Annotated in this window: 23 protein-coding genes and 4 pseudogenes; 20 read left to right on the top strand and 7 right to left on the bottom strand. The window is 59.7% G+C overall.

Annotation, left to right across the window (positions count from 1 at the left end):
* Positions 1-338, bottom strand: a 338-nt coding sequence (locus G442_RS0117790; RefSeq protein WP_026399062.1) for a transposase, incomplete at its 3' end; no start/stop codon positions are given.
* Between the two features lie 289 nt (positions 339-627).
* Between G442_RS0117790 and G442_RS0117785 the strand changes: the two genes are divergently transcribed.
* Together G442_RS0117785 and G442_RS0117780 are read left to right on the top strand one after the other, a co-directional pair.
* Complete coding sequence (locus G442_RS0117785; protein ID WP_026399061.1) at positions 628-1,605, top strand: NAD-dependent epimerase/dehydratase family protein; 978 nt, start codon at positions 628-630, stop codon at positions 1,603-1,605.
* A 75-nt stretch (positions 1,606-1,680) separates the two neighbouring features.
* The gene (locus G442_RS0117780) at positions 1,681-2,628 is read left to right on the top strand and encodes a GlxA family transcriptional regulator (RefSeq protein WP_026399060.1); all 948 of its coding nucleotides are present in this window, start codon (positions 1,681-1,683) and stop codon (positions 2,626-2,628) included.
* 20 nt (positions 2,629-2,648) lie between these two features.
* On the opposite strand, the gene G442_RS0117775 is transcribed toward G442_RS0117780, so the two are convergent.
* The gene (locus tag G442_RS0117775; RefSeq protein ID WP_026399059.1) at positions 2,649-3,224 is read right to left on the bottom strand and encodes a TetR/AcrR family transcriptional regulator; all 576 of its coding nucleotides are present in this window, start codon (positions 3,222-3,224) and stop codon (positions 2,649-2,651) included.
* A gap of 76 nt (positions 3,225-3,300) precedes the next feature.
* On the opposite strand from G442_RS0117775, the gene G442_RS0117770 reads away from it, so the two are divergent.
* Positions 3,301-4,677 (top strand): carotenoid oxygenase family protein, encoded by a 1,377-nt coding sequence (locus G442_RS0117770; protein ID WP_026399058.1) that lies wholly within the window; start codon positions 3,301-3,303, stop codon positions 4,675-4,677.
* A 44-nt stretch (positions 4,678-4,721) separates the two neighbouring features.
* Here the strand turns inward: G442_RS0117770 and G442_RS0117765 are convergent, their stop codons facing one another.
* Positions 4,722-5,645 carry a DJ-1/PfpI family protein gene (locus G442_RS0117765; RefSeq protein ID WP_246789529.1) on the bottom strand — a complete coding sequence of 308 codons (924 nt, stop codon included), beginning with the start codon at positions 5,643-5,645 and terminating at the stop codon, positions 4,722-4,724.
* Between the two features lie 136 nt (positions 5,646-5,781).
* Between G442_RS0117765 and G442_RS0117760 the strand changes: the two genes are divergently transcribed.
* Both G442_RS0117760 and G442_RS0117755 read left to right on the top strand, forming a co-directional pair.
* Positions 5,782-6,528 carry an SDR family oxidoreductase gene (locus tag G442_RS0117760; RefSeq protein ID WP_026399056.1) on the top strand — a complete coding sequence of 249 codons (747 nt, stop codon included), beginning with the start codon at positions 5,782-5,784 and terminating at the stop codon, positions 6,526-6,528.
* The gene (locus G442_RS0117755) at positions 6,506-7,057 is read left to right on the top strand and encodes a YybH family protein (RefSeq protein ID WP_084440696.1); all 552 of its coding nucleotides are present in this window, start codon (positions 6,506-6,508) and stop codon (positions 7,055-7,057) included. Before G442_RS0117760 ends, G442_RS0117755 begins: the two co-directional genes overlap by 23 nt.
* A gap of 160 nt (positions 7,058-7,217) precedes the next feature.
* Here G442_RS0117755 and G442_RS0117750 read toward each other — a convergent pair whose 3' ends face one another.
* Together G442_RS0117750 and G442_RS0117745 are read right to left on the bottom strand one after the other, a co-directional pair.
* A complete protein-coding gene (locus G442_RS0117750; RefSeq protein ID WP_026399054.1) occupies positions 7,218-7,514 on the bottom strand; it encodes a CcdB family protein in 297 nt (98 codons plus the stop codon).
* Complete coding sequence (locus G442_RS0117745) at positions 7,515-7,751, bottom strand: type II toxin-antitoxin system CcdA family antitoxin (protein WP_035376890.1); 237 nt, start codon at positions 7,749-7,751, stop codon at positions 7,515-7,517.
* 655 nt (positions 7,752-8,406) lie between these two features.
* On the opposite strand from G442_RS0117745, the gene G442_RS23235 reads away from it, so the two are divergent.
* From G442_RS23235 to G442_RS23225, 4 genes and pseudogenes are all read left to right on the top strand, one after another.
* Entirely contained in the window at positions 8,407-9,345 is a 939-nt protein-coding gene (locus G442_RS23235) for an AAA family ATPase (RefSeq protein WP_051292505.1), read from the top strand.
* Positions 9,346-9,357: 12 nt separating this feature from the next.
* A pseudogene (locus G442_RS26485) lies at positions 9,358-9,465 on the top strand (AAA family ATPase); the annotation flags it as partial.
* Positions 9,451-9,954, top strand: coding sequence for an ATP-binding protein (locus G442_RS26325; RefSeq protein ID WP_307188556.1), 504 nt, complete (start codon positions 9,451-9,453; stop codon positions 9,952-9,954). The pseudogene G442_RS26485 and the gene G442_RS26325, both read left to right, overlap by 15 nt.
* Before the next feature lie 119 nt (positions 9,955-10,073).
* Positions 10,074-10,796: a LysR substrate-binding domain-containing protein gene (locus G442_RS23225; protein ID WP_154660415.1), complete on the top strand. Its 723-nt coding sequence runs from the start codon at positions 10,074-10,076 to the stop codon at positions 10,794-10,796.
* A gap of 268 nt (positions 10,797-11,064) precedes the next feature.
* Here G442_RS23225 and G442_RS24130 read toward each other — a convergent pair whose 3' ends face one another.
* Together G442_RS24130 and G442_RS23215 are read right to left on the bottom strand one after the other, a co-directional pair.
* Positions 11,065-11,667 (bottom strand): DUF1330 domain-containing protein, encoded by a 603-nt coding sequence (locus tag G442_RS24130; protein WP_051292503.1) that lies wholly within the window; start codon positions 11,665-11,667, stop codon positions 11,065-11,067.
* Positions 11,668-11,700: 33 nt separating this feature from the next.
* The gene (locus G442_RS23215; RefSeq protein ID WP_211229171.1) at positions 11,701-13,005 is read right to left on the bottom strand and encodes an FAD-dependent oxidoreductase; all 1,305 of its coding nucleotides are present in this window, start codon (positions 13,003-13,005) and stop codon (positions 11,701-11,703) included.
* A 111-nt stretch (positions 13,006-13,116) separates the two neighbouring features.
* Between G442_RS23215 and G442_RS23210 the strand changes: the two genes are divergently transcribed.
* The 11 genes and pseudogenes from G442_RS23210 to G442_RS0117655 all read left to right on the top strand — a co-directional run.
* On the top strand, positions 13,117-13,761 hold the full coding sequence (locus G442_RS23210; protein ID WP_051292501.1) for a TetR/AcrR family transcriptional regulator: 645 nt from the start codon (positions 13,117-13,119) through the stop codon (positions 13,759-13,761).
* Between the two features lie 988 nt (positions 13,762-14,749).
* Positions 14,750-14,947, top strand: a pseudogene (locus tag G442_RS0117710) (P-type conjugative transfer ATPase TrbB); the annotation flags it as partial.
* A gap of 120 nt (positions 14,948-15,067) precedes the next feature.
* On the top strand, positions 15,068-16,567 hold the full coding sequence (gene istA / locus G442_RS0117705) for an IS21 family transposase (RefSeq protein ID WP_026399051.1): 1,500 nt from the start codon (positions 15,068-15,070) through the stop codon (positions 16,565-16,567).
* A pseudogene (gene istB / locus G442_RS23205) lies at positions 16,564-17,294 on the top strand (IS21-like element helper ATPase IstB). Before istA ends, istB begins: the two are co-directional and overlap by 4 nt.
* 189 nt (positions 17,295-17,483) lie before the next feature.
* The gene (locus G442_RS0117695) at positions 17,484-19,181 is read left to right on the top strand and encodes a DNA cytosine methyltransferase (RefSeq protein ID WP_026399050.1); all 1,698 of its coding nucleotides are present in this window, start codon (positions 17,484-17,486) and stop codon (positions 19,179-19,181) included.
* A 221-nt stretch (positions 19,182-19,402) separates the two neighbouring features.
* Positions 19,403-21,292 carry a ParB/RepB/Spo0J family partition protein gene (locus tag G442_RS0117685; RefSeq protein ID WP_035376883.1) on the top strand — a complete coding sequence of 630 codons (1,890 nt, stop codon included), beginning with the start codon at positions 19,403-19,405 and terminating at the stop codon, positions 21,290-21,292.
* Positions 21,289-21,576, top strand: a complete 288-nt coding sequence (locus G442_RS23195) for a hypothetical protein (RefSeq protein ID WP_035376882.1) — start codon at positions 21,289-21,291, stop codon at positions 21,574-21,576. The genes G442_RS0117685 and G442_RS23195 overlap by 4 nt, the downstream gene beginning before the upstream one ends.
* Positions 21,577-21,755: 179 nt before the next feature.
* Positions 21,756-22,118 (top strand): hypothetical protein, encoded by a 363-nt coding sequence (locus tag G442_RS25805; protein ID WP_084440694.1) that lies wholly within the window; start codon positions 21,756-21,758, stop codon positions 22,116-22,118.
* A gap of 172 nt (positions 22,119-22,290) precedes the next feature.
* A complete protein-coding gene (locus G442_RS23190) occupies positions 22,291-22,737 on the top strand; it encodes a DUF6878 family protein (protein ID WP_035376881.1) in 447 nt (148 codons plus the stop codon).
* 50 nt (positions 22,738-22,787) lie between these two features.
* Complete coding sequence (locus G442_RS0117660) at positions 22,788-22,970, top strand: hypothetical protein (RefSeq protein ID WP_026399045.1); 183 nt, start codon at positions 22,788-22,790, stop codon at positions 22,968-22,970.
* A gap of 12 nt (positions 22,971-22,982) precedes the next feature.
* Positions 22,983-23,269: pseudogene (locus G442_RS0117655) on the top strand (IS6 family transposase); the annotation flags it as partial.

Raw genomic sequence — 23,269 nt, 5'->3', positions numbered from 1 at the left:
TGCGGAGCAACGCCGACCGAATGCGTGCCCTTCTTGGGCAAGGCGGTGTCGTCGACGATCAGCCACGATCGTGGGCCACCCACCAGGCGATCGGCGTGGCGCCACAGGGCCGCCTCGAGCGGCGCGCTGTCCCACCCGCCAGTATTGACGAAGTGATGCAGCCGATCATACGGAACCTCGCCCGTCCGGGCCGCGATCGGCTGGATGCTCTTGCGATCGCCCGGACCGATCAGTCCAGCAATGTAGGCCGGGCACATGCTGCGCTGTGCCTTATGGCCAAGCCCCGCCAGAAACGGCTCAAGCCATGCGTCCAGATCCGCTCGCCAATCCCTGTCCATCGCCAGCCCTCATCATAGCCGGTCTCCTATGAATCAGTGATCGCCGCCCAAGGGAATCCCCTTCCCAATATTTTCTGCCAAAGTAGTGCTAGGTCAGGCAGACAATCGTGACGGTTAATCGCGCGATGAAAATCAGCTGATATCCTGAGCATCGTTATTGCACATGCGCCAAGAAATGCTGCGTAATATTTTGCAGTGTTCGCAACGCAACGAGCACCAGGTCCGATGGAAATATTTGTGACGTTGCCATAATTCCCACTCCCGGTGCCTAGATGAAGGGTGAACCGCCATGAAGATTCTCGTTACAGGCGGCACGGGATTCCTGGGCAGTCGCCTGCTCCCAAAGCTCGTGCAGGCCGGGCATGAGGTATTCGCCCTGACGCGCTCACCAGGATCGCATCTTGCGCTGCGTGCATTGGGCGCTTTGCCGGTGGACGCCGACCTGGATAGCGCGAAGCCTCTCGCGTTGCCAGCGATCGATGCGGTCGTCCATGCGGCCGCCATGTTTCGGTTTTCCGGTCCTCGTGAGCCTTATTTTCGGACCAATGTAGACGGCACTGTCACGTTACTCGCGGCGTCTGAGAAAGCGGGGGCGAAGCGCTTCATCTTCATGAGCGCCGCCGGGATTGTTATGGATGAAGCAGGGCATCCCACAAATGAGGTCGATGAAAGTGCCCCGACATTCCCAAACCACTTCTCCGCTTATCTCGCGAGCAAAGCCCAGGCCGAAGCGCTCGTGTTGGCGGCCGACAAGCCAGCTCTCCGCACGATCGCGCTTCGCCCTCCAGCTATCTGGGGCCCCGGAGATCCATTCAGCAACGCATTACCTCGAGCGATAAAATCCAGGCAATTCGCCTTCATCGATCGCGGCGAATATGCCTTTTCTACCTGCCACGTAGACAATGTGATTGAAGCCATCGGACTAGCTCTCAAGCCTGGAGAGGGCGGTCGGGCCTTTTTTATCGCCGACCAGGAACAGACGACGTTCCGTGCATTCATCGCGTCGCTGGCGACTGTCCAAGGCCTATCGGTCGATAAGCTGCACTCCATACCCTATTGGGTCGCCACTATGATAGGTCGCGTCATGGATGCCGCCTGGAGCCTCACGCGGCAGGAGGGCGATCCTCCAATCTCGCGTTCAATGATGCGGATGATCGGTCGGGAGTTCCTTATCGACGACAGCGCGGCGCGTCGAGAACTCGGCTACGTTGGACAGATATCGCGTTCTGAGGGCTTACACGGATATGTGTCTCAAGGCGCTTCCTGATTTGAAAGGCTCTACGCTTCGGTCGTTCAAGAAAAATATATGGCCCGAATTCTAGTTTTCCCTTAAATAAGGACCATGCATCACGTTGGCTTTTTTATCTGCCCGAATCACCGCATTCTCGATCTCGCAGGACCACTGGGAGCATTCGAAGAGGCGAATATCCTCATTAAAAGTGGGGCCTACCGGCTGACGGTCATCTCTGAATCTGGAGGCACCGTCGTTGGCAGTTCGGGAGTGCCCATCGACACGCAACTCGGCCTCTACACGGCTTTCGACACTATTCTGTTCATTGGTGGAGAGATCGGGGCATTCCAAGACCCCGGCACCATCGCTGCTGCAAAGGACCTTGCGACACGAACCGTCCGCGTCGCAAGTGTCTGCACCGGCGCATTCCTCCTTGCAGAAACTGGACTGCTCGACGGCCGTCGAGCAACAACCCACTGGCGTCTCGCGCCAGAATTGCAACAGCGCTATCCCCAAATAAGGGTCGATGCGGACCGTATCTTCATCTCGGACCACAATGTATGGACTTCCGCAGGGATTTCCGCAGGGATCGATCTGGCACTGGCCCTCATCGAAACCGACCACGGCATCGCAATCGCACGTGACGTGGCACGTGAACTTGTCGTCCCCTATCGGCGCTCTGGCGGCCAGTCACAGTTCTCGGCCATGTCCCAGATGGAACCGGAATCTGACCGTATCCGCATGGCGCTGGCATTCGCACGCGACCACCTGGTCGAGCCGCTTCCGATCGAACGTCTGGCCGAAGCGGCTCGGTTAAGCGTCCGCCAGTTCGGGCGCGCTTTTCGTAGTCAGACGGGCGAGACACCGGCCAGAGCGGTCGAACGTCTGCGCGTAGAAGCTGCCTGTGCCCGCCTGCAAAGCGGGTCGGAGCCCATTGAGCAGATTGCAAAATCCGTGGGTTTTTCCGATCCGGAGCGCATGCGCCGCGCGTTCGTCAAACTCCACGGCCACCCGCCGCAGGCAATCCGACGGGCGGGTCGTCAGGACAGCACTTTGTGAATGATGCCGAGGGCATGATCTCAAAAAGAGAGGACGCCCATCAGTGCCTCCGTCGGATCATGAATAAACCCGTCGGCCTTCAGCATGACCAGCCCATGAAGTTGCCCCCACCTGACATGGGCCGATATAAGCGAGGACTCTGGATCTGAAGCTGTGACGCGCTCCAGAAGCGGCTGAAAACTTGAGGTCGCAGCACGTTTGAGGGCGCTATCGGATCCAGCTCCTGAAACCAGTCCCGATGCGAACATCAGACGGTAAAGCTCCACATTTTTTTCCCCAAAAGCAAGGTAGGCAATTGCCATCCTTTTTAGCGCAGTCACGTCATCTCCATTCGACGCGGCTTCGAGAAGCACTTCGGTGAAGCGCACAAATCCCTCCGTCGCGACAGCGGCAAGGAGGTCTTCACGATCGCTGAAATGGCGATAGGGCGCTGACTGCGCCACGCCAGCCCTGCGCGTCAGCGATGCCATGGAAAGACCCTGCGCCCCATGAGTGGCGATTTCCATCAGGGCGGCATCAAGCAATACCTTCCGCAGATCACCATGATGATAGGTTTTGCGAGAACCGGAGGTTTTTGCGTCTACGATTTGCTTCATGTGATGACATATAACATTTAAGTTGACATCGGATCAATGAATGACGATGTGATGATCTATCACATGGGGCGTTGTCATGACTCTGATTCCGAAATTCCAAGCTCCCACGCCTTCTGGTGCGCCCTATCTCGCCAATAATTTCAAACCGATCGAGGCTGAAACGACCACTTTCGATCTGGAAGTAATCGGCCATATTCCTGAAGCCCTGAACGGCCGCCTGCTGCGTATCGGTCCCAACCCTGCCAGTGTTCCAGACCCTGCGCAATATCACTGGTTTTCAGGATCAGGCATGGCGCATGGCTTATGTCTGCGGGAGGGAAGGGCAGAGTGGTATCGCAGCCGTTATGTCAGGGATGCGTCCGTGGTGGCCGCTCTGAAATTGCCTCCGCTCGGAGGGCCTGGCGTGGGTCGTCGCGATGGCAGCGTGAACACGAATTTTACCAGTGTTGGAGGAAAACTCTATGCTGTTGTCGAGGCGGGCAGCCTTCCAGTCGAGTTGAACTACGAGTTGGAAAGTCTCGCGCGTGCGGATTTCAACGGGACTCTTGAAGCCGGCTTCACCGGCCATCCGAAGTTCGATCCCATAACCGGCGAACAGCACGCACTCACCTATGAACCCGGACACTCGGTTCGCTATATTTCGCTCGATCAGAACGGATATGCCGCAACGAAAGCGCGGATCGATCTGCCCCATATTCCACTGATCCATGATTTGGCATTTACCGCGTCGTTCATCGTCATCCCCGATCTGCCTGTCACGTTTCAGCCCGAACATGCGAAGGCGAAATTCCCCTGGCTCTGGGATGAGCGACGGGATGCGCGGATTGGACTGCTTCCCCGTAACGGGGACGTCACGAACATTCAGTGGTTTGAAGCCCCACGCTGCTTTGTTTTCCATTTCGTGAATGCCTATGACGATGGCGACCTGACCATCATCGATCTCGTGCGTCATCTCCGGATGTTTGAACGCGATCGCAATGGCCCAAACGAAGGCTCCCCCACGCTCGTCCGCTGGACGTTAGACCGACGCTCTCGGCGCTTGAGCGAGACGCTTCTTGACGATCACGGAACTGAGTTTCCACGGATCAATGCCCGGTTCGGCGGTAAGTCCTATCGCTTCGGCTACACAGCCCACTGGGGGGGGGACGTGCGCTTTGGGCCAGCCATGAAACACGACATGCTACGAGGAAGTACGGAAATCCATCATTACGGACCCGACCGCATGACGCTGGAGCCTATCTTTGTGCGCAAGCCAGAGGCACTTGCCGAAGATGAAGGCTGGATCATGTCTTATGTGTATGATGCGGCCCGAAATCTGAGTGATGTCGTTATTCTGGATGCTCAGGATTTTACTGGGGAGCCTGTCGCTACGATACGCCTGCCCGTCCGGGTGCCGTTTGGCTTTCACGGAGAATGGATCGCCGACAACACTCTGTCATCTCATTCGGCCTGAAACAGATACGCACCATTTTCTGGTGCGTATCTGGTCTCTACAGACTAAAGAACCGGGCGCATCAGGCCGTTCTGAGAGCCCGGCAGTTTCTTATAAACCACGTCACGAACTGCCGGAGGCGCCTCTGCAGGATTGCCAGCATGAAAAGGTGGCTGCGGATCATACTGCACAAGAAGCTGCACTTCCTGAGCGGCCTGCGCTCCACGAAGTTCAGCAGCGATCGCTAGGCCAAAATCAATACCGGCCGTCACCCCTCCGCCGCTCATGAAGCGTCCGTCCTTCACAATACGCGCGGGGTCGGGAATGGCCCCATAGTCCTTGAGCACGTTCAAAAATGCCCAATGGCAAGCACTCCGCCGCCCCTTCAGAACACCTGAAGCTGCGAGGATAATCGAGCCCGTACAGACGGAGGTCACATATCTCGCCGTCTCGGACAGACGCCTTACATGCCCCAGAATCTCCGGCTTCATCATGGCCGAAAGATTCAGGGCGCCAGGCACGCAAATGACATCGACTTTGTCGATATCGGAAAGTTTTTCCGTCGGTCCAAAGACAACGCCTTTTTCCAGAGTAACTAGACCGCCTTCAGGACTGGCAAAACGAACTTTTGTGTTAGGAATACGTGACAGGATTTCATTGGGGCCGGCAAAATCGAGAAGTGTCCCGTTGGGATAAATCGCAAACAGAAAATCGATAGGCTGTTCGGCTGTCCCCAGCACAGCTGCCCGTGCGCTTTCTGGCAGAAGGCGCGTTGCTGCCGTTGCTGCAATCGCAGAGCCTCCCATGAGCATCATGCGCCGCCGCGCGCTCCCTGTCTCGGTCAATTCTTCCGGGAAGGTTTCATCGAAAATTTCAGGCATCTCCGTCTCCTCATGTCTTCTACCCCTCAGGGCTGGTTGCAGACGGTCTTGAGACGTAGTGCTCGGTGAGAATTTCCTAAAGGACCTATTTCCCTTGTTTTCCGCCATATGTAAGGCATTAAAACGATATGACTTAAAGAGAGGGAAATACGTCCTTTAGGTCATTATCTGTTTTGCTAGGATCAATGGGAACGGTGATCTAGTCCGGGACGCCTGTCACGTTTTTCTACTATGGGGATCTGATATGAGACTTTCGGGAAAAACTGCCCTCATCACGGGTGGTACGAGCGGTATCGGCCTTGCGACTGCAAAGCGGTTTATCGCAGAAGGGGCCCGCGTTGCTGTCACTGGTCGCGATGAAAAACGGTTCGCTGATGTGCATGCAGAACTGGGTGGAGAGGCGCTGGTTCTGGCTGCCGATGTGCGGTCTGTCGACGCCATGACATCCGTTGCGGACAAGGTCCAGAAGGCATTCGGCGGGCTCGATATTCTGTTTGTGAATGCCGGTTACGTCATTCCGACCCCATTACCGTCAATTGATGAACGTCAGTATGACGACGTCATGGATGTCAGCGTCAAAGGCGCCGTGTTGACGATGCAGGCGGCGCTCCCTGTGCTGCGTGAGGGATCATCCGTCATTCTGACGACCTCGTTCATCGACCAAACCGGCAAGCATGGGCTGTCGCTGGTTGCAGCAGCCAAAGCAGCAGTCCGGTCTTTTGCGCGAAGCTGGTCCTATGAACTGCTCAACCGCAAAATCCGTGTCAACGCGGTAGCACCTGGCGGGATCGAAACGCCGCTTCTGAACAAGATCGGTCTTTCTGAAGCCGAAGTGGAAGACTTCAAAACACAGTTCGCTGCGAGCGTTCCTCTTGGGCGCATGGGCCGGGCCGAAGAAATCGCTGCCGCCGTTCTCTACCTAGCAAGCGATGAATCCCAATACGTTGTAGGCACAGAACTGGTGGTCGATGGCGGTTGTTCGCAGCTTTGAAACACAGTGCCGATCGCTTCAACGACCTTTTATCACCGGGATATTTGCGATGAGATTTACAAAACCGCTTTCTTCTTTTCTGGGTGCCTCGATGGCGTTCGTTCTGCAATGCGCTCCTGCCATGGCGACCAGCACGCAATCGCCGGATGCGGCTGCCGTAAAGGCTGTGACCGAGCAGTTTGCTGCCGATCTCGCCAAAGGTGATCTTGAGGCAATTTCGCGCCTCTACACTGATGACGCCAGACTGCTGCCGCCCAACGCAGACCCAATTTCCGGCCGCGCTGCCATTCTCGCTTATTTTGAGAAGACCTTGCGACCTGATCTCGTTGGCGGTGCTACATTCTATCACTACGAGATTTATGGCGGCGAAAACACCGCAGCCAGCCTCTCCCAAATCAAGATGCTTGATACCAAAGGTCAGGTTATCGAGCGCGGTAAACAGACGATCATTTTGCTCAAGCAGGATGGAAAATGGAAGATTCATCGAGATATGTGGTCAGATAATTCTCCTGCGAATACCACTAACTGACCATTATGGAAGATCGGCAATTCTATGTAAGAGGCGGTAAACTGAGAACTCGTTGCGGTCTGTCCGCTATCCGGACGCCAGATTGTTGGACTTAATGTCCAATATGAGGCGAGAGCCGTCTGTCTGCTCATCAACGCGTAGTTAGGCGCCGTCAGAAACCTTAAAGCTGCAGATCAATGGCCTGGGTGATCGCATCCTGATGAACTGCCAATGAACTCACGTGCACCTTCAGCTCTCGGTCTGGAGCTGAAGCCATAAACTGGGTCACCATGACCCGGCTTCGTCCGTCTGCGACGAACACAGGGTTGAGACCTTGTGCTGACTTTGGCGCGCTTTCCTTCGGCAGCAACGGGACGACGACACGCGTGCCCAACGCTTCCAGAAGATCCGCCTGCACGTCGAGAACGAAACGTGCTTCGCCCTGCCCGGACAGGCGGTAGTCATCAAAGCGGGCCAATCAGAAATTCCGATAATCCGCGAGAGGAAGTCCATTCTCTTCCACGTACTGTCGTGATGCTTCGAGAGAGGCTCGATTTTCCTCAAGCCATTGCCGGGCGCGGATAGCGGCGATCGCCGATTTTAGTCCCTGCTCGCAGGCCTGCGAGATGTTGAGATCGAGCGATTTAGCCTCTTCGAGCAGTTCAGCAGACAGCGTCACGTTCGTGGAGCGACGTGGAAGAGCCCCGACATGCAGGCGAACATGGCTTTGCTCCTGTGGCGTGCGTTTGCACCAAAATGCATATCGATGCGCATGACGATGTGCATCTCTGCATTCCGCCGGCCAATAGCCGTACAGGCCGACCTCGTCGCGACGGCGCTTGAGTGGCGTTGGACGCAGCCGATGATCCAACGCCACGGGTCGTTGCCGGCGGGCGCTTTCGGCGAGCAGACCGGCCCGACGTAAAGGCCGCCCGAGGCGACAAGAAAGCCCGAAAAGCAAAAGCGACAAGAAGAGAAAAAGGTAAGCGTTCGGATGTCGCACATTCGTATTTAATTTAAGGGCGAGAAAGCGACTGCGGCCATGATCTGTTCGTTCGGTATCCACCCAACCGGCTGGCCAGGCCAGCACAAGTACTTGCCAGCTTCTCCAGAGAGGTCGTGTCAGCCAGGCGGCGGGGACCGGATAGTCGGCTATCGGTAACGGGAGATCGAAAGCCGCCAGTTGCAGCGCTCACGTTCATGACTGCTACCGACCCATTGTCGGTCACTCAGCCACCGATCTTTCGTCCCCAAGTGCGGCCAGTCCCCTTTTCTATCTCGGATGCTCAAGAGTATCGGTGGATTGCAGTCGCAAGACCGCTATGTCTAGTTGGTGGAATGTGTTTTAGCGAACCTTCCAAGGAGGACATATGCGGCTGGCTGAAATACAGATCGAGAACTTCAGGACTTTCGGCGAAGGGGATGCCGCGTTTCGGCTGACTTTGCCGGCCGGCATCGCGGCATTGGTCGGAGAGAATGATTCCGGCAAAACCGCTATTGTTGATGCCATCCGACTTGTTTTGGGTACGCGGGGCCAGGATTACTTCAGGGTGGGTGAGGCAGATTTCCATCAGCCACCGGACGGTGGTGTAGCCAGAAATGAAATCCGAATTCTCTTGAGGTTCGATGCGCTCAGCGATGCCGATCGTGGGGCTTTCCTCGAGCATCTCACTTATCTTGATGGCAAGGCCCATCTGTTCTTGCATTGGCAAGCGGTGGCAGGCTCCCGCGGTCCGTCGAGACGTTTCATGACCGTAGAGTGCCGTTCGGGCGCTACGGGCAGTGGCCCGGCTCTGGAAGCCTCGGCACGGGCTCTCCTCTGCGCGACTTATCTGCGGCCGCTCCGCGATGCCGATCAGGCTCTTTCGGCTGGCCGTGGCTCTCGGCTCGCCCAGATCCTTCAGCAGACTGAAGAGATCGAGAGCATCGGAGAGGACTTTGATCCTGCGGCTTTTCCGAAAGATCCGGCGACACTGAGCGTCCTCGGCATAGGCGACTTCGCCAACGAATTACTGGGGCGTCAGGCCGGGATAGGTAACGCACGAGCACGCCTAAACGACGACTATCTCGCCAGGCTCTCATTTGAAGGCGATACGTTGAAGGGTGCGATCTCGGTTAGTGGCGCTCGCGGCGACAGATCCGCACGGCTACGACAACTTTTGGAGAAGCTTGAACTCGATTTGCGCGACGACGGTGTCGCGGACCCACCCCCAGGGCGCGGCCTTGGTTCCAACAATCTGCTGTTCATGGCATCTGAGCTACTTCTCCTAAGCCAAGAAACTGACGGCTATCCTGCACTGCTGATCTAAGAGCCCGAAGCCCATCTTCATCCCCAGCGTCAGCATCTGCTGATCGACTTTCTGAAGCAGAAAGCAATCGTAGATCGGGGTGCCGAGCATGGCCTCCAGGTGTTGATGACGACCCACAGCCCATCGCTTGCCTCGTCGCTCAAACTCGAAAATCTGGTTCTGGTTCGCAACGGGAGAGCGTTCCCGATGGGCCCTGAGCACACCTTGCTCGCGCCGGACGACTATGCGTTTCTCGAGCGGTTTCTGGATGCCACTGAGGCGAACCTCTTCTTTGCTCGGGGCGTTATCATCGTGGAAGGCGATGCCGAGAATAGCCGTGCCGGTAAGACGGGTCGCATGGCGGAGCATATCGGACGTCTGGATTTCGTGATCCTCGATGAACTCGGTTATCTCCCGTTTGCCCAATCCGGCGGCCAGCTTCTGTTCCATTTGATCAGCCGCCTTTACGAACAGACTTCGGTGATCGTGACAACCAATCTCTCCTTTGGCGAGTGGGCCAGCGTGTTTGCCGACGCCAAGATGACCACGGCGCTGCTCGACCGTCTGACCCATCATTGCGACATCGTCGAGACCGGCAATGAAAGCTGGCGGTTCAAGAACCGCTCCTGACCCCGCCTAAACGAATAATCCTGACAGGGCTTCTCCCTTGCGCCTACGGCTCCAGGGAGAAGCCCTGTCGCATATGGCAGAGGGGTCATTTTTGCGTGCCGATCGGGGGTCAATTTTCAATGCCGATTGACACTCTGCGCCTCACCATGCCACGCGCGCCGTTCGATCTACTCATAGCGGCAGCACTGGCGGCTTTCCAGGACACTTATCCCGACGTGGATCTCGAGATATCAGTCGAAGCGCGCATGATCGACATCGTCAAGCAGGGCTTCGATGCAGGACTGCGCTATGGTGATTGCCTTGAGAAGGACATGATGGCGGTCCCGCTCGCGCCCAGGTCAGAAGCGGTTCTCGTCGCCTCACCAGTCTATCTTTACGCTCGATTGATGCCGAACGTCCCCAGCGATCTGCTGAACCACCGCGCTGTGATGTGCCGCAGTCAGATCACAGGCTTGATCAAGCCGTGGATACTGCAATCGGCCGGCGAGACCGTACAGATCGCGCCGCCGGCGGCAACGATCGTTCACGACCTCGCCTCCCAGATCGAGTTGACGGTGAGGGGGCTGGGAATTCTCAGCGCACCGGCTGCAAGCGTGTCCGACCTGCTCGACGCCGAAAAGTTGTCACGGGTCCTGCCAGCATGGTCTTCCCCGCTAGAGGCGCTTTATCTCTATTTTCCGAACCGCCGACACCAATCAGCGGCATTGCGCGCGTTCGTCGCGTTTTTGAAGGGCCGCTCCTATCTTCCCCCTCATCTGCTTGCTGGGGACGCCAGAAACGTCGATGAGCAGGATGCAACCCTCCGCGTCCGGAATCAAATGCACGACTCGGTCTCAATCTGATCAGCCTGGAGGCGAGACAATCCTTAGCGACATGAGCTTGGAGGCGAGTGCGAGAGCCCTATTCAAACTCTCTTGGCCGAAAGCGAGCCGACCAGACAGTCCTGTTTTTTCGGGCCTCAACGGGCTCATGCCTGTTGGCTCGTCTTCAGGTGTGAAGCTTTCTGAGGAAATCGTTGCCGTGCGAGAATGCAATGTGACCCAGCTGGAGCGCATCAAACGTATTGCGGGCTTCGCCTGATGGTCAAACGAGAACCCGGGCGAAGCGAAGTCACTTTCGGAAACCATCGACCGCCAACGCCTTAGCCGAGGATGCTCTTTGACGCATGACCTTAAGCGGTTCGTTCTCGAGATCGTTGTACATGGCGTGGATCGCTTGGCGGCTGGCAAATTGCTCGATAAGTATCCGCTGCGGGCGCCAATTCCCTTCGATAACGTCATATCGATCGCTGCGAACCAGAAACGCCCCGCCGTGTTTCCGGACCATATGGTTGGCGTCCTCGAATTGCATCATCAGATTCGGATCGAACACGGTGATGTCGATTACGAAATATGCAGCTTCCTCCCGGGTGCTGGGAGCGCCTTCGACGGCGATAGCGTTGGCGACGGCGCCTGGCACAGCCTGGCGTACTTTCTTAGCCGGCTGGAACTCCGGATCATGGTAGAATTGATGGATGGCCTCGAGGGTCGGATATTCGAGGATCACCAGCCGACGCGGCCGCCAGTCGCCCTCGATCACGTCGTAATTGTCACCCGTTGCCCGAGTTAGGACCTTGGCCCCATGCTTCTCGAGCAATGGTCCCGCCGCTGCCTCATATTCCGCGAGTTTCTGCGGGTCGGGAATATTCAAGTCGATCACAAAGTAGGCCGTCATGATTATTCTCCTGAGAAAGGGGCCGATTTGGCCCTATGACGGGATCGGGACGATCGGCATAACGGCGAGGTCGCTGGCAGAGATCAGCGCGCCCTGATTGCGCAGAACCGCCCGTATATTCGCCGCATCCGTAGCGCCGCAGTCTGCGAACCGCGCCGCCGCAACCCCGGCGGCTTGGCCGGTGGCGAACGCTGTTCCCATCACCCGCAGGCTGGCTCCGGCTTGCTGGTCGCCATCGGCGGTGCGCCCTGCCGCGAAGAGATTAGGCGTGTCCCGGCTAATCAGGCAACCGAGCGGAATTTCGTACGCGCTGCTAGCGGGTGGCGCGAAGAAGCTGCTTTGGCTAGTCTCCCGGTCATGCCATTCGACGCCCCAGGCGCCGAGCGCGACTGCGTCTTCGCGCGTCTGTCCTGCGCTGACAGACTGCCATGTTAGTTGCTCGACGGCGTTTATGTGGCGCGACTCGCGTGTCCCGAACTCAGGCCCGGTCGCCGCGATATAGGCCTTGGAACAGCCGGGCAGGCCGCGAAGCACCTCCAAATAGGCCCATGCCTGTTTGCGCCCCCTCGCCTCGGCACGGCTTATACTGAGCGCGTCACGTGGGTCATAGTCCTCGGACGCAAGATAGCAGCAGAGATCGCCGGAGAAAGGCAGGCGTACAAGTACGCTCGTCGTCTTGCTCAAGGGACTAACACCGCGCGACTTCGCTTTGATGATGGCGGTTTCGAAGGCTTCAGCAGAGATCACCGCATTCGGATCGAGGCCGCCGAACCGGATGCCAAGCGTGCCGAGATTGACCGCGCCGTGATTACCGTAGCGCGTCGAGGCGCCGGCGACGAAAGCTAGGTCGCAATCGCCAGTCGCATCGACGAACGCAGCCGCCTCAAGAGTATGCGCACCACCGTGATCTTGAAACGTCAGGTTGCGGATTCGGTCCCCATCACGGTCTGCATCGCTCACAAAGCCATGGAGCAAAACGTCCACGCCGGCTTCGGCGCAGAGCTCATCGAGCGAAAGTTTAACCGCCTCGGGATCGAACACCACGAAAACCCCGCGGTGGCGCAGCGGTGGTGTCACCGCCCCGAGTTTTCGCAGCTTGGTAAGAAGCGCGTCCGCTACACCACAGACGGCCTGGCGAGGGTCATGGCCTAATGTGTAGAACCCACAATAGGTTAGCACGTTCCGTATGGTCGAGGCGCCGCCGAGGCATCCGGCTCCTTCCACAAGAGCGGTGCGCGCGCCTGCGCGCGCAGCGCCGACGGCTGCGGCGACCCCCGCGCTGCCTCCTCCCGCGATCACAACGTCGTATCTTTCCGATTGCGCCATGAGATCTCCCATGAATTAGCCATCGCTAGACGGCTCGGCAGCGCTCACCAGCCGCCAGGTTAATATATTGAGTGATTGCTAAATATGTTGACTGATGGGCGCACCGGTGTCAACACTTATTGAGTGGCCACTATAGAACAGAAAGTCGGAAGAACTGGACGCCCTCGCGAATTCGACCGCGAGGCGGCGCTTGAGAAGGCGATGATGCTTTTCTGGCGTCACGGCTTTGAAGGCGTCTCTGTTGCGTACCTCACAGAGGCACTCGGCGTCGCGCCGGCCAGCCTTTATGCCGCTTTCGGTAGCAAGGCAGATCTCTATAAGGAAGCGCTCGAACTGTATCTTCGCCGCGTCAAGGTGCAGGCTACCTATACGTTGGAGACCGATCGGCCGATTCGCGAGACTGTGGGCGAACTGCTCAAATCGGCAGTCTTGTCGGTGACCGATGATGAGGCGGGCATTCGGGGCTGCATGATATCCGTGAGCATGCTGTTCCATGCGCCCGACAAGGCTGCGCTCGCCGAACATGTCGAACAACTAAGGCGGGATTGGCAGACCCGGATCGCGTCGCGACTGCAGCGGGCTACGGACGTGGGCGAGCTTCCCGCCTCGCCGGGCGCCGACGCCTGGGCGTGCTATCTCGTCTCGCTCATGCAGGGCATGGGCATACAGGCCAGGGATGGCACCTCACGTGACGCGCTCATGGTTGTCGCGCGCTTGGGTTTCACGACGATGTTTGGGCCGCCAGGAGCTTTCGACCAATTCGTGTGAGATTCGTGCATCGCCGCGCGGAGGCACGTCTGTAGAGCATTTTCCGCCAGAACGAGCCATCGAACCATTTCTTCACGTACCATCTTAGACATTCTTGGCTTGCGGCCAGCACCGCATTGAACGCCCGATGCGTGATCTGGGCTTTCGGGCGCGTCCGCAGCGCGGGGGCAAACCGAAGGATGAGGGCGATCGCACGGCGATCCCGATAATATTCTCGATGGGGACATCGCTGCCGCCCTCGCGAAACCAGCTCGTTCATGCCGGCTGTGATATCCCCACCTCGATCATGGCGCCTTCACTCGATCGACTTGCCGCGATCAATTCCCAAAACTGCCGCCGCTCTTCCCTGCACGCCGCGCCGGAGCTTGTGCAAGGCTCCGATGTTCGCCGACTTCTTGCCATAGCAACTCCTCTAACAGCGTGTTGCCATGAACGGTTGGAACCGCCCCAAGAGGCGAGCGTTGGAACCCGGCCACCGCGTGGGCATCTATAGGCCATCGGCTTGACTGCCAGTTTTGTCGTTCTGAATTTTCGTCACGCCACCGCAGCAGAACACTACCTCGACCTGGGGCTCATAGCTGGAGCTTTGATGCCCCAGGTCGCTCACACCTCGCTGTTTCTGCATCCCGCTTCCGTATCAACAGCACGCCAAACACGCGAGGCCCCCGCTTCATAAAATGTAAACTGGACTTGGAGGTGGCCAACACGCCTCGCCGAATGCCGGATTTACATGGTCTAGCTGAACGAACGGCGATTCTCAGCAGCTAGTTGCCTAAGAATCGGTCCAGCGAATATCGACCCAGGCCCTGTCACAATCGGCACTCCCAGAACGGTTTCTCCTTCGCACCCAGCAAGTATTTTTTCCCTCCGCTACGCTGGCACCCTACACTGACTGAATACTTGTTGAAGCGTCCCATTTATTGCCTCTTCTAATCGTCCCCGTCATTGGCCAATCGCGACACGCGATTGGCCAATGACGGGGACGATCGTGGCGGCTGCTCCGCTCCATTCAGAGGCCTTCTCACGCGGCGCGCGCATGCTGCGCACCGCGCTCGGCCCAGCCATCGCCGCCTTCCTCGAAGATCCGTCAATCGTCGAGGTGATGCTGAATCCCGACGGCCGACTCTGGATCGACCGGCTTTCCGGCGGCCTGGAGGACACCGGCCGCACCCTCTCCGCCGCCGATGGCTGTGGATCGGCATGGAAAATTGACCCTGCTGGCGGGGTAATCGGCACGGAAAACTGACCCCTTTGATGCATGGGTTCACAGTGGTCTTCGTGATGGTGCACGGAGGCCTGTTTTGGGATGCTGGTTGTGGAGACAGTCGGAAAGATCCGGCGTGCGTATTTTGTGCAGGGGATGGCGATCAAGGCGATCAGCCGGGACCTGAGGATTTCACGCGAGACGGTTCGCAAGGTGATCCGTTCTGAGGAGACGGAGTTTCGGTATCGTCGCAAGGAGCAGCCTTTGCCCCGGATTGGTCCGTGGCAGGAGATGCTGTGCGAGCTTCTGGAGGAGAACGAGAAACGTCTGCCCCGGGAGCGCCTGACGCTGATCCGGCTGTTTGAGGAATTGCGTGATCTTGGCTACGAGGGTGGCTATGACGCGGTTCGACGTTATGGTCGGTCGTGGCAGCGCGCGCATGAAGTTCGGCAGCAGGCGGCCTATGTGCCGCTGACCTTTGCACCTGGCGAGGCGTATCAGTTCGACTGGAGCCATGAGGTCGTCGTGCTCAATGGCTTCACGACCACGGTCAAGGTTGCGCATCTGCGGTTGTGTCACAGTCGGATGATGTTTGTGCGCGCGTATCCGCGTGAGACGCAGGAGATGGTGTTCGATGCGCATGACCGGGCGTTTGCCTTTTTCAAGGGCGCCTGCCGTCGCGGGATCTATGACAACATGAAGACAGCTGTGGAGACGATCTTCATTGGTAAGGCGCGAGCGTATAATCGCCGTTTTCTGCAACTTTGCCCCCATTACCTTGTGGATCCCCAAGCCTGCACGCCGGCTGCGGGCTGGGAGAAGGGTCAGGTCGAGAACCAGATTGGGTATGCGCGCAAGCGGCTGTTCTCGCCTCGCCTGAAATTCCGCAGCTACGCCGAGATGAACGACTGGCTTCTTGACCGGTGTATTCATCTGGCACGGACAGGTCGGCATCCGGAGCAGCGCGACAGAACGGTCTGGGAGATGTTCCTGAGTGAACGGGCCTCATTGGCGCCTTACGTTGGCGCCTTCGACGGATTTCATGCGCGCACTGCCTCTGTCTCGAAAACCTGCCTGGTACGTTTTGACGGGAATGCCTATTCGGTTTCCAGTCGCGCGGTTGGTCGTCCGGTGGAAATCCACGCTTACGCGGATCGTGTAGACATTCGTCAGGACGGACATCTGGTTGCAAGCCATGCCCGGCATTTTGGTCGGGACAAGGCCATTTATGATGCCTGGCACTACCTGCCGGCTTTAGCCCGCAAACCGGGCGACTTGCGTAATGGCGCGCCGTTCCGTGACTGGGCGCTTCCCTTGTCACTCGAAAGGATACGACGCCGCCTGTCTGGCAGTGATGATGGCGACCGGCAGATGGTCCGCGTGCTTATGGCTGTCAGCGAGGACGGCCTCGCGGCTGTGGAGGCTGCCTGTCGGGAGGCCCTGGAGGATGGTCTGTATTCGGCCGACGTCGTCCTCAACATCCTGTCACGTCGACGCGGGGCGGCGGCGCCTGCGCTGCTGGCGATCCCCGATCACCTGACCCTGCATCATGTGCCCGTGGCCGACTGCGGCCGCTACGATAGCCTGAGGACACCGTCATGATGGAACGCAGCCAGATTCTGGGCGCGATGAGTGAACTGAAACTCTATGGTATGAAAGCGGCTTATGACGAACTGGTCAGCAATGCCGTCAAGCGCCAGCATGTGCCGCAGCAGGTCATCGCTGATCTGGTCTGTGCCGAGATCAGCGAGAAGCACACCCGCTCGGTGCGCTACCAGATGACAATCGCGCGCATGCCGCTTGCCCGTGACATCGAGGATTTCCGGTTCGATGGAACACCGGTCAATGAAACGCTGATCCGTGGCTTGGGCGCGGCGAATTTCTTGATCATCGGCGTAATGTTGTTCTGGTCGGCGGCACAAGAACTGGCAAGACGCATCTGGCGACGGCTCTTGGACGGTCATGCATCCGGACGGGAAAGCGGGGTCGCTTTTTCAATATTGTCGATCTGGTCAACAGGCTTGAGGCCGATAGCCGTGCCGGTAAGACGGGTCGCATGGCGGAGCATATCGGACGTCTGGATTTCGTGATCCTCGATGAACTCGGTTATCTCCCGTTTGCCCAATCCGGCGGCCAGCTTCTGTTCCATTTGATCAGCCGCCTTTACGAACAGACTTCGGTGATCGTGACAACCAATCTCTCCTTTGGCGAGTGGGCCAGCGTGTTTGCCGACGCCAAGATGACCACGGCGCTGCTCGACCGTCTGACCCATCATTGCGACATCGTCGAGACCGGCAATGAAAGCTGGCGGTTCAAGAACCGCTCCTGACCCCGCCTAAACGAATAATCCTGACAGGGCTTCTCCCTTGCGCCTACGGCTCCAGGGAGAAGCCCTGTCGCATATGGCAGAGGGGTCATTTTTGCGTGCCGATCGGGGGTCAATTTTCAATGCCGATTGACACGCTTGACCCGGCCCGTTCGCCCTGACCGCCGGACGGTGAAAAGGGAGAAATATGCAATGGTGAACACGGTCCTGCATCACACGATCCGCCACGCTCACCTGTTCTGCGGGCTGGGCGGCGGCGCGAAGGGTTTCAACGCCGCAAAAGCCCGGCATGGCGCGCTGAGCGCAGATTTCGAATGCCTTGGCGGCATCGACGTCGACCCCGGCGCAATCCGCGATTTCGAGCGCCTGACGGGCGTGAAGGGAAGCGTGCTGGACCTGTTCGACCGCGCGCAGTATCGCGATTTCCACGGTCGCGAGCCCGACGCCGACTGGCGCGAAGCGACAACGACCGACATTCACGCCGCCTTTCGGAACCACAGGCCGCATATCCTGTTCCTGTCTGCCCCGTGCAAGGGGTTTTCCGGCCTGCTCTCCGAGACGACGAGCCGCTCGCCAAAATATCAGGCGCTCAACCGGCTGACGTTGCGCGGGATTTGGCTCACGCTGGAAGCCTATAAGGACGATCCCATCGAATTCATCCTGTTCGAGAACGTGCCGCGCATCGCCAATCGCGGACGTCATCTGCTCGACCAGATTGTCGCGTTGTTGCGTTCTTACGGCTATGCCGTGGCGGAAACCACGCATGACTGCGGCGAGCTGGGCGGGCTGTCGCAGCGGCGAAAGAGATTTCTCCTCGTTGCCCGCCACGCCGCGAAGGTGAAGCCGTTTCTGTGGGAACCGCCGAAGCGCGCGATTCACGGCGTCGGCGACGTGCTTGGCCGCATGCCGCTTCCCGGCGACGAGCGCGCGGGGCCGATGCACCGGATTCCGCGCCTGCAATGGCAGACATGGGTGCGGCTCGCCTTTGTCGAAGCGGGCCGGGACTGGCGCTCTCTGCAGCGCCTCGTCGTGCAGGACGGGTTTTTGAGAGATTTCGCGCTCAGCGAAGACGCCGGATGGCGCGGCGGCCCGCTCGGCGTGATCCCGTGGCATGAGCCGAGCGGCGTGGTGGCTGGCCGCTCCACGCCGTCCAACGGCGCTTTCAGCGTCGCGGACCCGCGCATCGACGCGCATGAGCGCTCCGTGCAGCACGGCGTGCGGCGCTGGGAAGATCCCGCGCCTGTCGTGACCGGCAAGATGCTCGTGGGGGGAGGGCCGCACGCGGTCGCCGATCCCCGTCCGCAGAACAACCGGCAATTCGCGAACATCTATCGCGTGATTCCATGGGATGGCGCGGCGCCGACGATCATCGGGCGGCAGCAGACGAGCGACGGGGCAATCAGCGTCGCCGATCCGCGCCCCGGCCTCGCGCGGGGCAGGGGCGACGATTATCTCACGGCCGGACATTACGGCGTCGTCGCGTGGGATGAGCCCACGGGCGCCGTCAGTGCTGCGGCAGGCCATGACAACGGGCGCTGGTCCGTGGCCGATCCACGCGACGCGCTTCCGGACGCGACGGACAAGCTGGTCGCGGTGATCCGCTCCATGGACGGCACATGGCACCGCCCTTTTACGACCGCAGAACTCGCGGCTTTGCAGTCGCTCTTCGACCCCGAGGAACAGATGGAGCTCGACGGGCTGAACGACGCCGCCTGGCGCGAGCGCGTGGGCAACGCGGTTCCGCCAGCGGCCGCGCAGGCCATCGCCGAGACGATGGGCCGCACGCTGCTCGCGGCGTGGAGCGGCGAGAGCTTCATGCTCAGCGCGGAGCCCATCTGGGTCCGCCCCATTGCTATCGCAGCGAGCGTGGATACGCCTCTTCACGGCTGAGATTGCGCCTGTGACGCGGCGTCGGGCTGTCAGACCGTCCGGCCCGCGTCCAGCGGCTGGTGCTCGCCATGCTCGCCCGCTGCGCGGCCTGCGCGTGGCTCCGCTCCCGGCGCGCCGCGCCGCGCTTGACCCGGTCCGGCCGTCCCGACCGCCGGATTCAGAAAGGCGAAGAATTCAGAAAAGACCAGAATTCGCCTGACATAACCCAACAGGAGATGACCATGGAACTGCGTCGCGTCGACCCCACAATCCTGCACCCCAACCCGGAAAACCCGCGCCGGTTCGAGGTGAACCCGGAAGAGGACAAGCGCCTTGCGCTGAACATCAAGGCTGTCGGACTGCTTCAGCCGCCGATGGTTCGCGAGATGGAGGACGGCCGCCTCGTGATCATTCACGGGCATCGACGCACGCGCGGCGCAATCGCGGCGAAGCTGAAGGAAATTGACGTGCTGGTCACGAGCGCAGACCCGAAGCTAGACAATCTGGCGTCGGGATCGGAGAACATCGTGCGCGTGGCCATGTCCGAGCCCGATATGTGGCGCTACGTCGTGCGTCTGCGTGAGGAATACAAATACTCCGAGGCGCAGATCTGCAAGACGCTGATGGTGACGCCCGCTTACCTGAAGCGCCTCGCCCTGTTCGCCAAACTCCATCCGCCCATCCTGAACGCCATCGAGAAGGGCATAGGCCCTGACGCGGCCTCTCTCCGGACGATCGCCTCGGCGTCCATCGGGGAGCAGGAAAACGCGTGGCGGGAGATGTTCGACGAGTCCGTCGAGGGCGACGAGGATGCTGCGCACTACGTGATGACGCTGGAGACGATGGCCGAGGACGACAGCTTCTGGCGCGATCTTGCTTATCACCTTTCGCACAAGCGCTATTTTCCGGCGAATGCGCGGTTCGACGACGAGATCGCGAAACTCTGCGGACTCGTATGGCAGGAAGACCTGTTTGGCGAGGGCGGCAAGGACAACCGCTACACCGACGATGCGCTCGCATTCAGGACAGCGCAGGAGCATTGGCTCAACCACTGCCTGCCCGAAGGCGGGGTCATCCTGACGTGCAACGAACACGGCTCCGTCACGATCCCTTCCGGTTACATGCGGCTGTGGGGCTACGAGACTTCGCAGCCTGACGACACGATCGGCTACGCCCTGCACGAAGGATCGCTCGCGATTACCGAGACGAGAATCAGGATCGATACGCGTGCGCCCCGTGAGCCTCAGGCATCCCGGGCAGACGCAGACTACGCCCCGGCCGCTCCGGCTCCGGCGGCGCGCCCCGATGTTTCGAAAACCGGCGTGGGCATGATCGGCGACATGCGCACGCAGGCGCTTCACAAGGCGCTCGACGCCGCGCGCGAGACCGCCGATCCGTGGGATCTGGTGGCGGCGTTGCTGCTGGCGTTCGCGGGGCGAAACGTGCGCGTCGGCCGGGGCGGCTACTCCATCGGCGCGACCCGGGCCGAGGACGCCGCTTACGGACTCTTCCCAGAGGGGTATCTCGTACGGGACGAGCTTGCGATCCGCCACAGCGCCGTCGACGTTCTCAAATCCGTCGCGAGCTGCAGCACCGAGTATGACTGCGGCAGCGGCCCCGCCGCCGAAATCATGGGGCTGCTGTTCGACGCGGACGCGCAGATGCCGAACATGGCGTTCGAGGAGTTCCTGAAGACCTTCAGCAAGCAGGGCGTGACCCGCGCCGTTGAAGCCGAGGGACTGGAGGCGCAGGCGACCGGCAAGCTCATGCGCAACGCCCTGATCGAGAAAACTGGCGACGGACGCTGGGTCTATCCGGCGGCGGCGTTCGGTGCAGGCCTCGACGACTGGAAGGAGGACGGCCAGCGCGCAGCGGAAAGCGCCGCCCGCCGCGCAGAGCGCGACATGGAGGCCGAGACCGAAGACGACGACGACGAGGACGAGGATTACGACACGCCGCCCGATGACGGGGATGACAGCGACGACGCATCCCCGGATGTGAAGCCGGACGCCGTCCCTGATGAGGCGGACGAGGACTCCGGAGACATGGCCGACGAAGTTCCACGGGAGGCGGACGACGAAAGCCCGGAGCAGTTCATGCGCCGCCACTTCGAAGTCGTGTCCGTCCCATGACGGGCGGGGTGGCGTCATGGGGGAGCGAGACGCTCCCCTTCCAGTTCAACGGGCGAAACCCGATTGGACGGAACGACAGCGATCCGACGATGGCCAGCTACACAGCCGGTCATCTCGGATTTCACGGCTACATGCGCGCCGTCGACGCATGGATGTCGCGCCGCGCGTCAATCGGCGTGTTCGATCTGCCGGATCGTTGCTGGCGCGACGCCTATGATGACGAAATTCCGCCACGTGACGCGGCGCGCGAGGCGCTGGAAGAGAACGGCTTCCCTTTCGACTGATCTAGAGCCACCCGAACAGTCTTGGGGCCAGACAGCGGCCCCCGCGTCAAAAGGCAGGTGCTCGCCGGTCCTCGCCCGCTGCGCGGCCTGCGGGCGGCTCCGCTCCCGGCGCTGCGCGCCGCTTTTGACCCGCCGTCCGCCGCCCGGCCGAGCCCGAAGCATTCAGAAGGAGAATGCTCATGGCCGCCAGACTCACCTTTTCATCCGCTCGCCCAATGCAGCCCTCGCGCTGGGCCTGCACAAGCGCCGCCGTGTCATGTCGCCGCTGCCGCTGCGAATGGGACGACGGAGATCCGGCTTATGAAGTGCCTTGTCGCGGCTGCGGCGCCGAGACCGGCTCACCATGCGATCGTCCTGGCGGCGGCAACGAACGCGTCTGCCACCAGCGCGATCAGGACGCAATCCGCGCCGGTCTCCTAGCTCCGTGCGAAGGCCTGAGCTGGGATCACCGGCACGACAAACCCCTGCCTCTCTTCGCGCGCCCGGTCCCCCACGGGATGCGCGTCATGACAGGCGCGCCCGTCAGCCGCGTGTTCGCCTGACGACGAAAACACAAAGGCGATCAGACCAGATGGAAGATCGCACGCGCAAGTGTGGCCATTTTGGACACATGCGTCAGATTTTGGGGAACGTCGTGCGCGCATCATAGACGATCCCGTCCAGACCGTCATCCACAAATAACTGACCGGCGCAGAGCCGCCGGGGAGGCGATCCATGACGTCCACGTTCGACAACGACAATTACGCGACCGTCGCCGCATATTACAAGAAACAGCAGCAAGAGGCCTTCGCCCGCAATCGCGAGGTCATCTTTGTGGCGCTTCAGGCGCGCGGCGCAAGGAAAGTCTTCGTCACCTATGACGCTGGCTTGGATTCCAGCGGGATCAGGGACCGCAAGGTCGAACCTGAAGCCGTATCCCTGAGCGGGGCTGTGACCGTGCTGGTCGCGGGATGGGATCAGGCGGCGCCGGAGTCCAGAGCGCAATCCCTGCAAAACGCCATTGAAGAAATGGCGATGCAGATTGTCGCGTTTGATCACGACGGCTGGGAAATCAACGAAGGCGCAGGAGGGTCCGTGACGTTCGACGTCGCAGAAAGAAAGATTGTTTTAGAGCACAGCGAGAACATCATCGCGCGTCGGAAATATACCCATAGTTACTAGATGCGCTGAAGACGGTGCATCGCACCTGAACGCTTAAGGAGATCACTGATATGACTTCATCTTTCGCAATGCCATTCACGTCTGATGCTGGCGCGCCGGCCAACGCGATTGTCGCGACCCTGATTCCCGAAGACCGACGCATGAGGTTTCTTCCGCGCGCATTTCCGACGGCCATCCGGGGCCGCCCCGGCATGATGTGGTGCGAGGGTGCTGTCACGTTAAGTGAGGCGTGATAGTTTAGCTGCATGAGTGCTCTGCCTTGCAGCTACAAACGACATCGTTTTCCGCGTGAGATCATCGGGCACGCGGTGTGGCTGTATTTCCGGTTCCCGCTGAGCTTTCGGCTGATCGAGGAGATGCTGCTCGAACGCGGTATTGTCGTTTCGTATGAGACGATCCGCCGGTGGAGCCTGAAATTCGGGGCGGCGTATGCGCGCAGGCTGCGCCGAAAGTCGGCGAAACGCGAAGACATCTGGCATCTCGACGAAGCCCGGATTGTGATCGGCGGCAGGCCGCACTGGCTGTGGCGGGC

It is taken from the genome of Acetobacter nitrogenifigens DSM 23921 = NBRC 105050, from assembly GCF_000429165.1.
GTDB lineage: Bacteria > Pseudomonadota > Alphaproteobacteria > Acetobacterales > Acetobacteraceae > Acetobacter > Acetobacter nitrogenifigens.
Note: the sequence above shows the minus strand (reverse complement) of the source record. Positions and strands in the feature narration are given on the sequence as shown.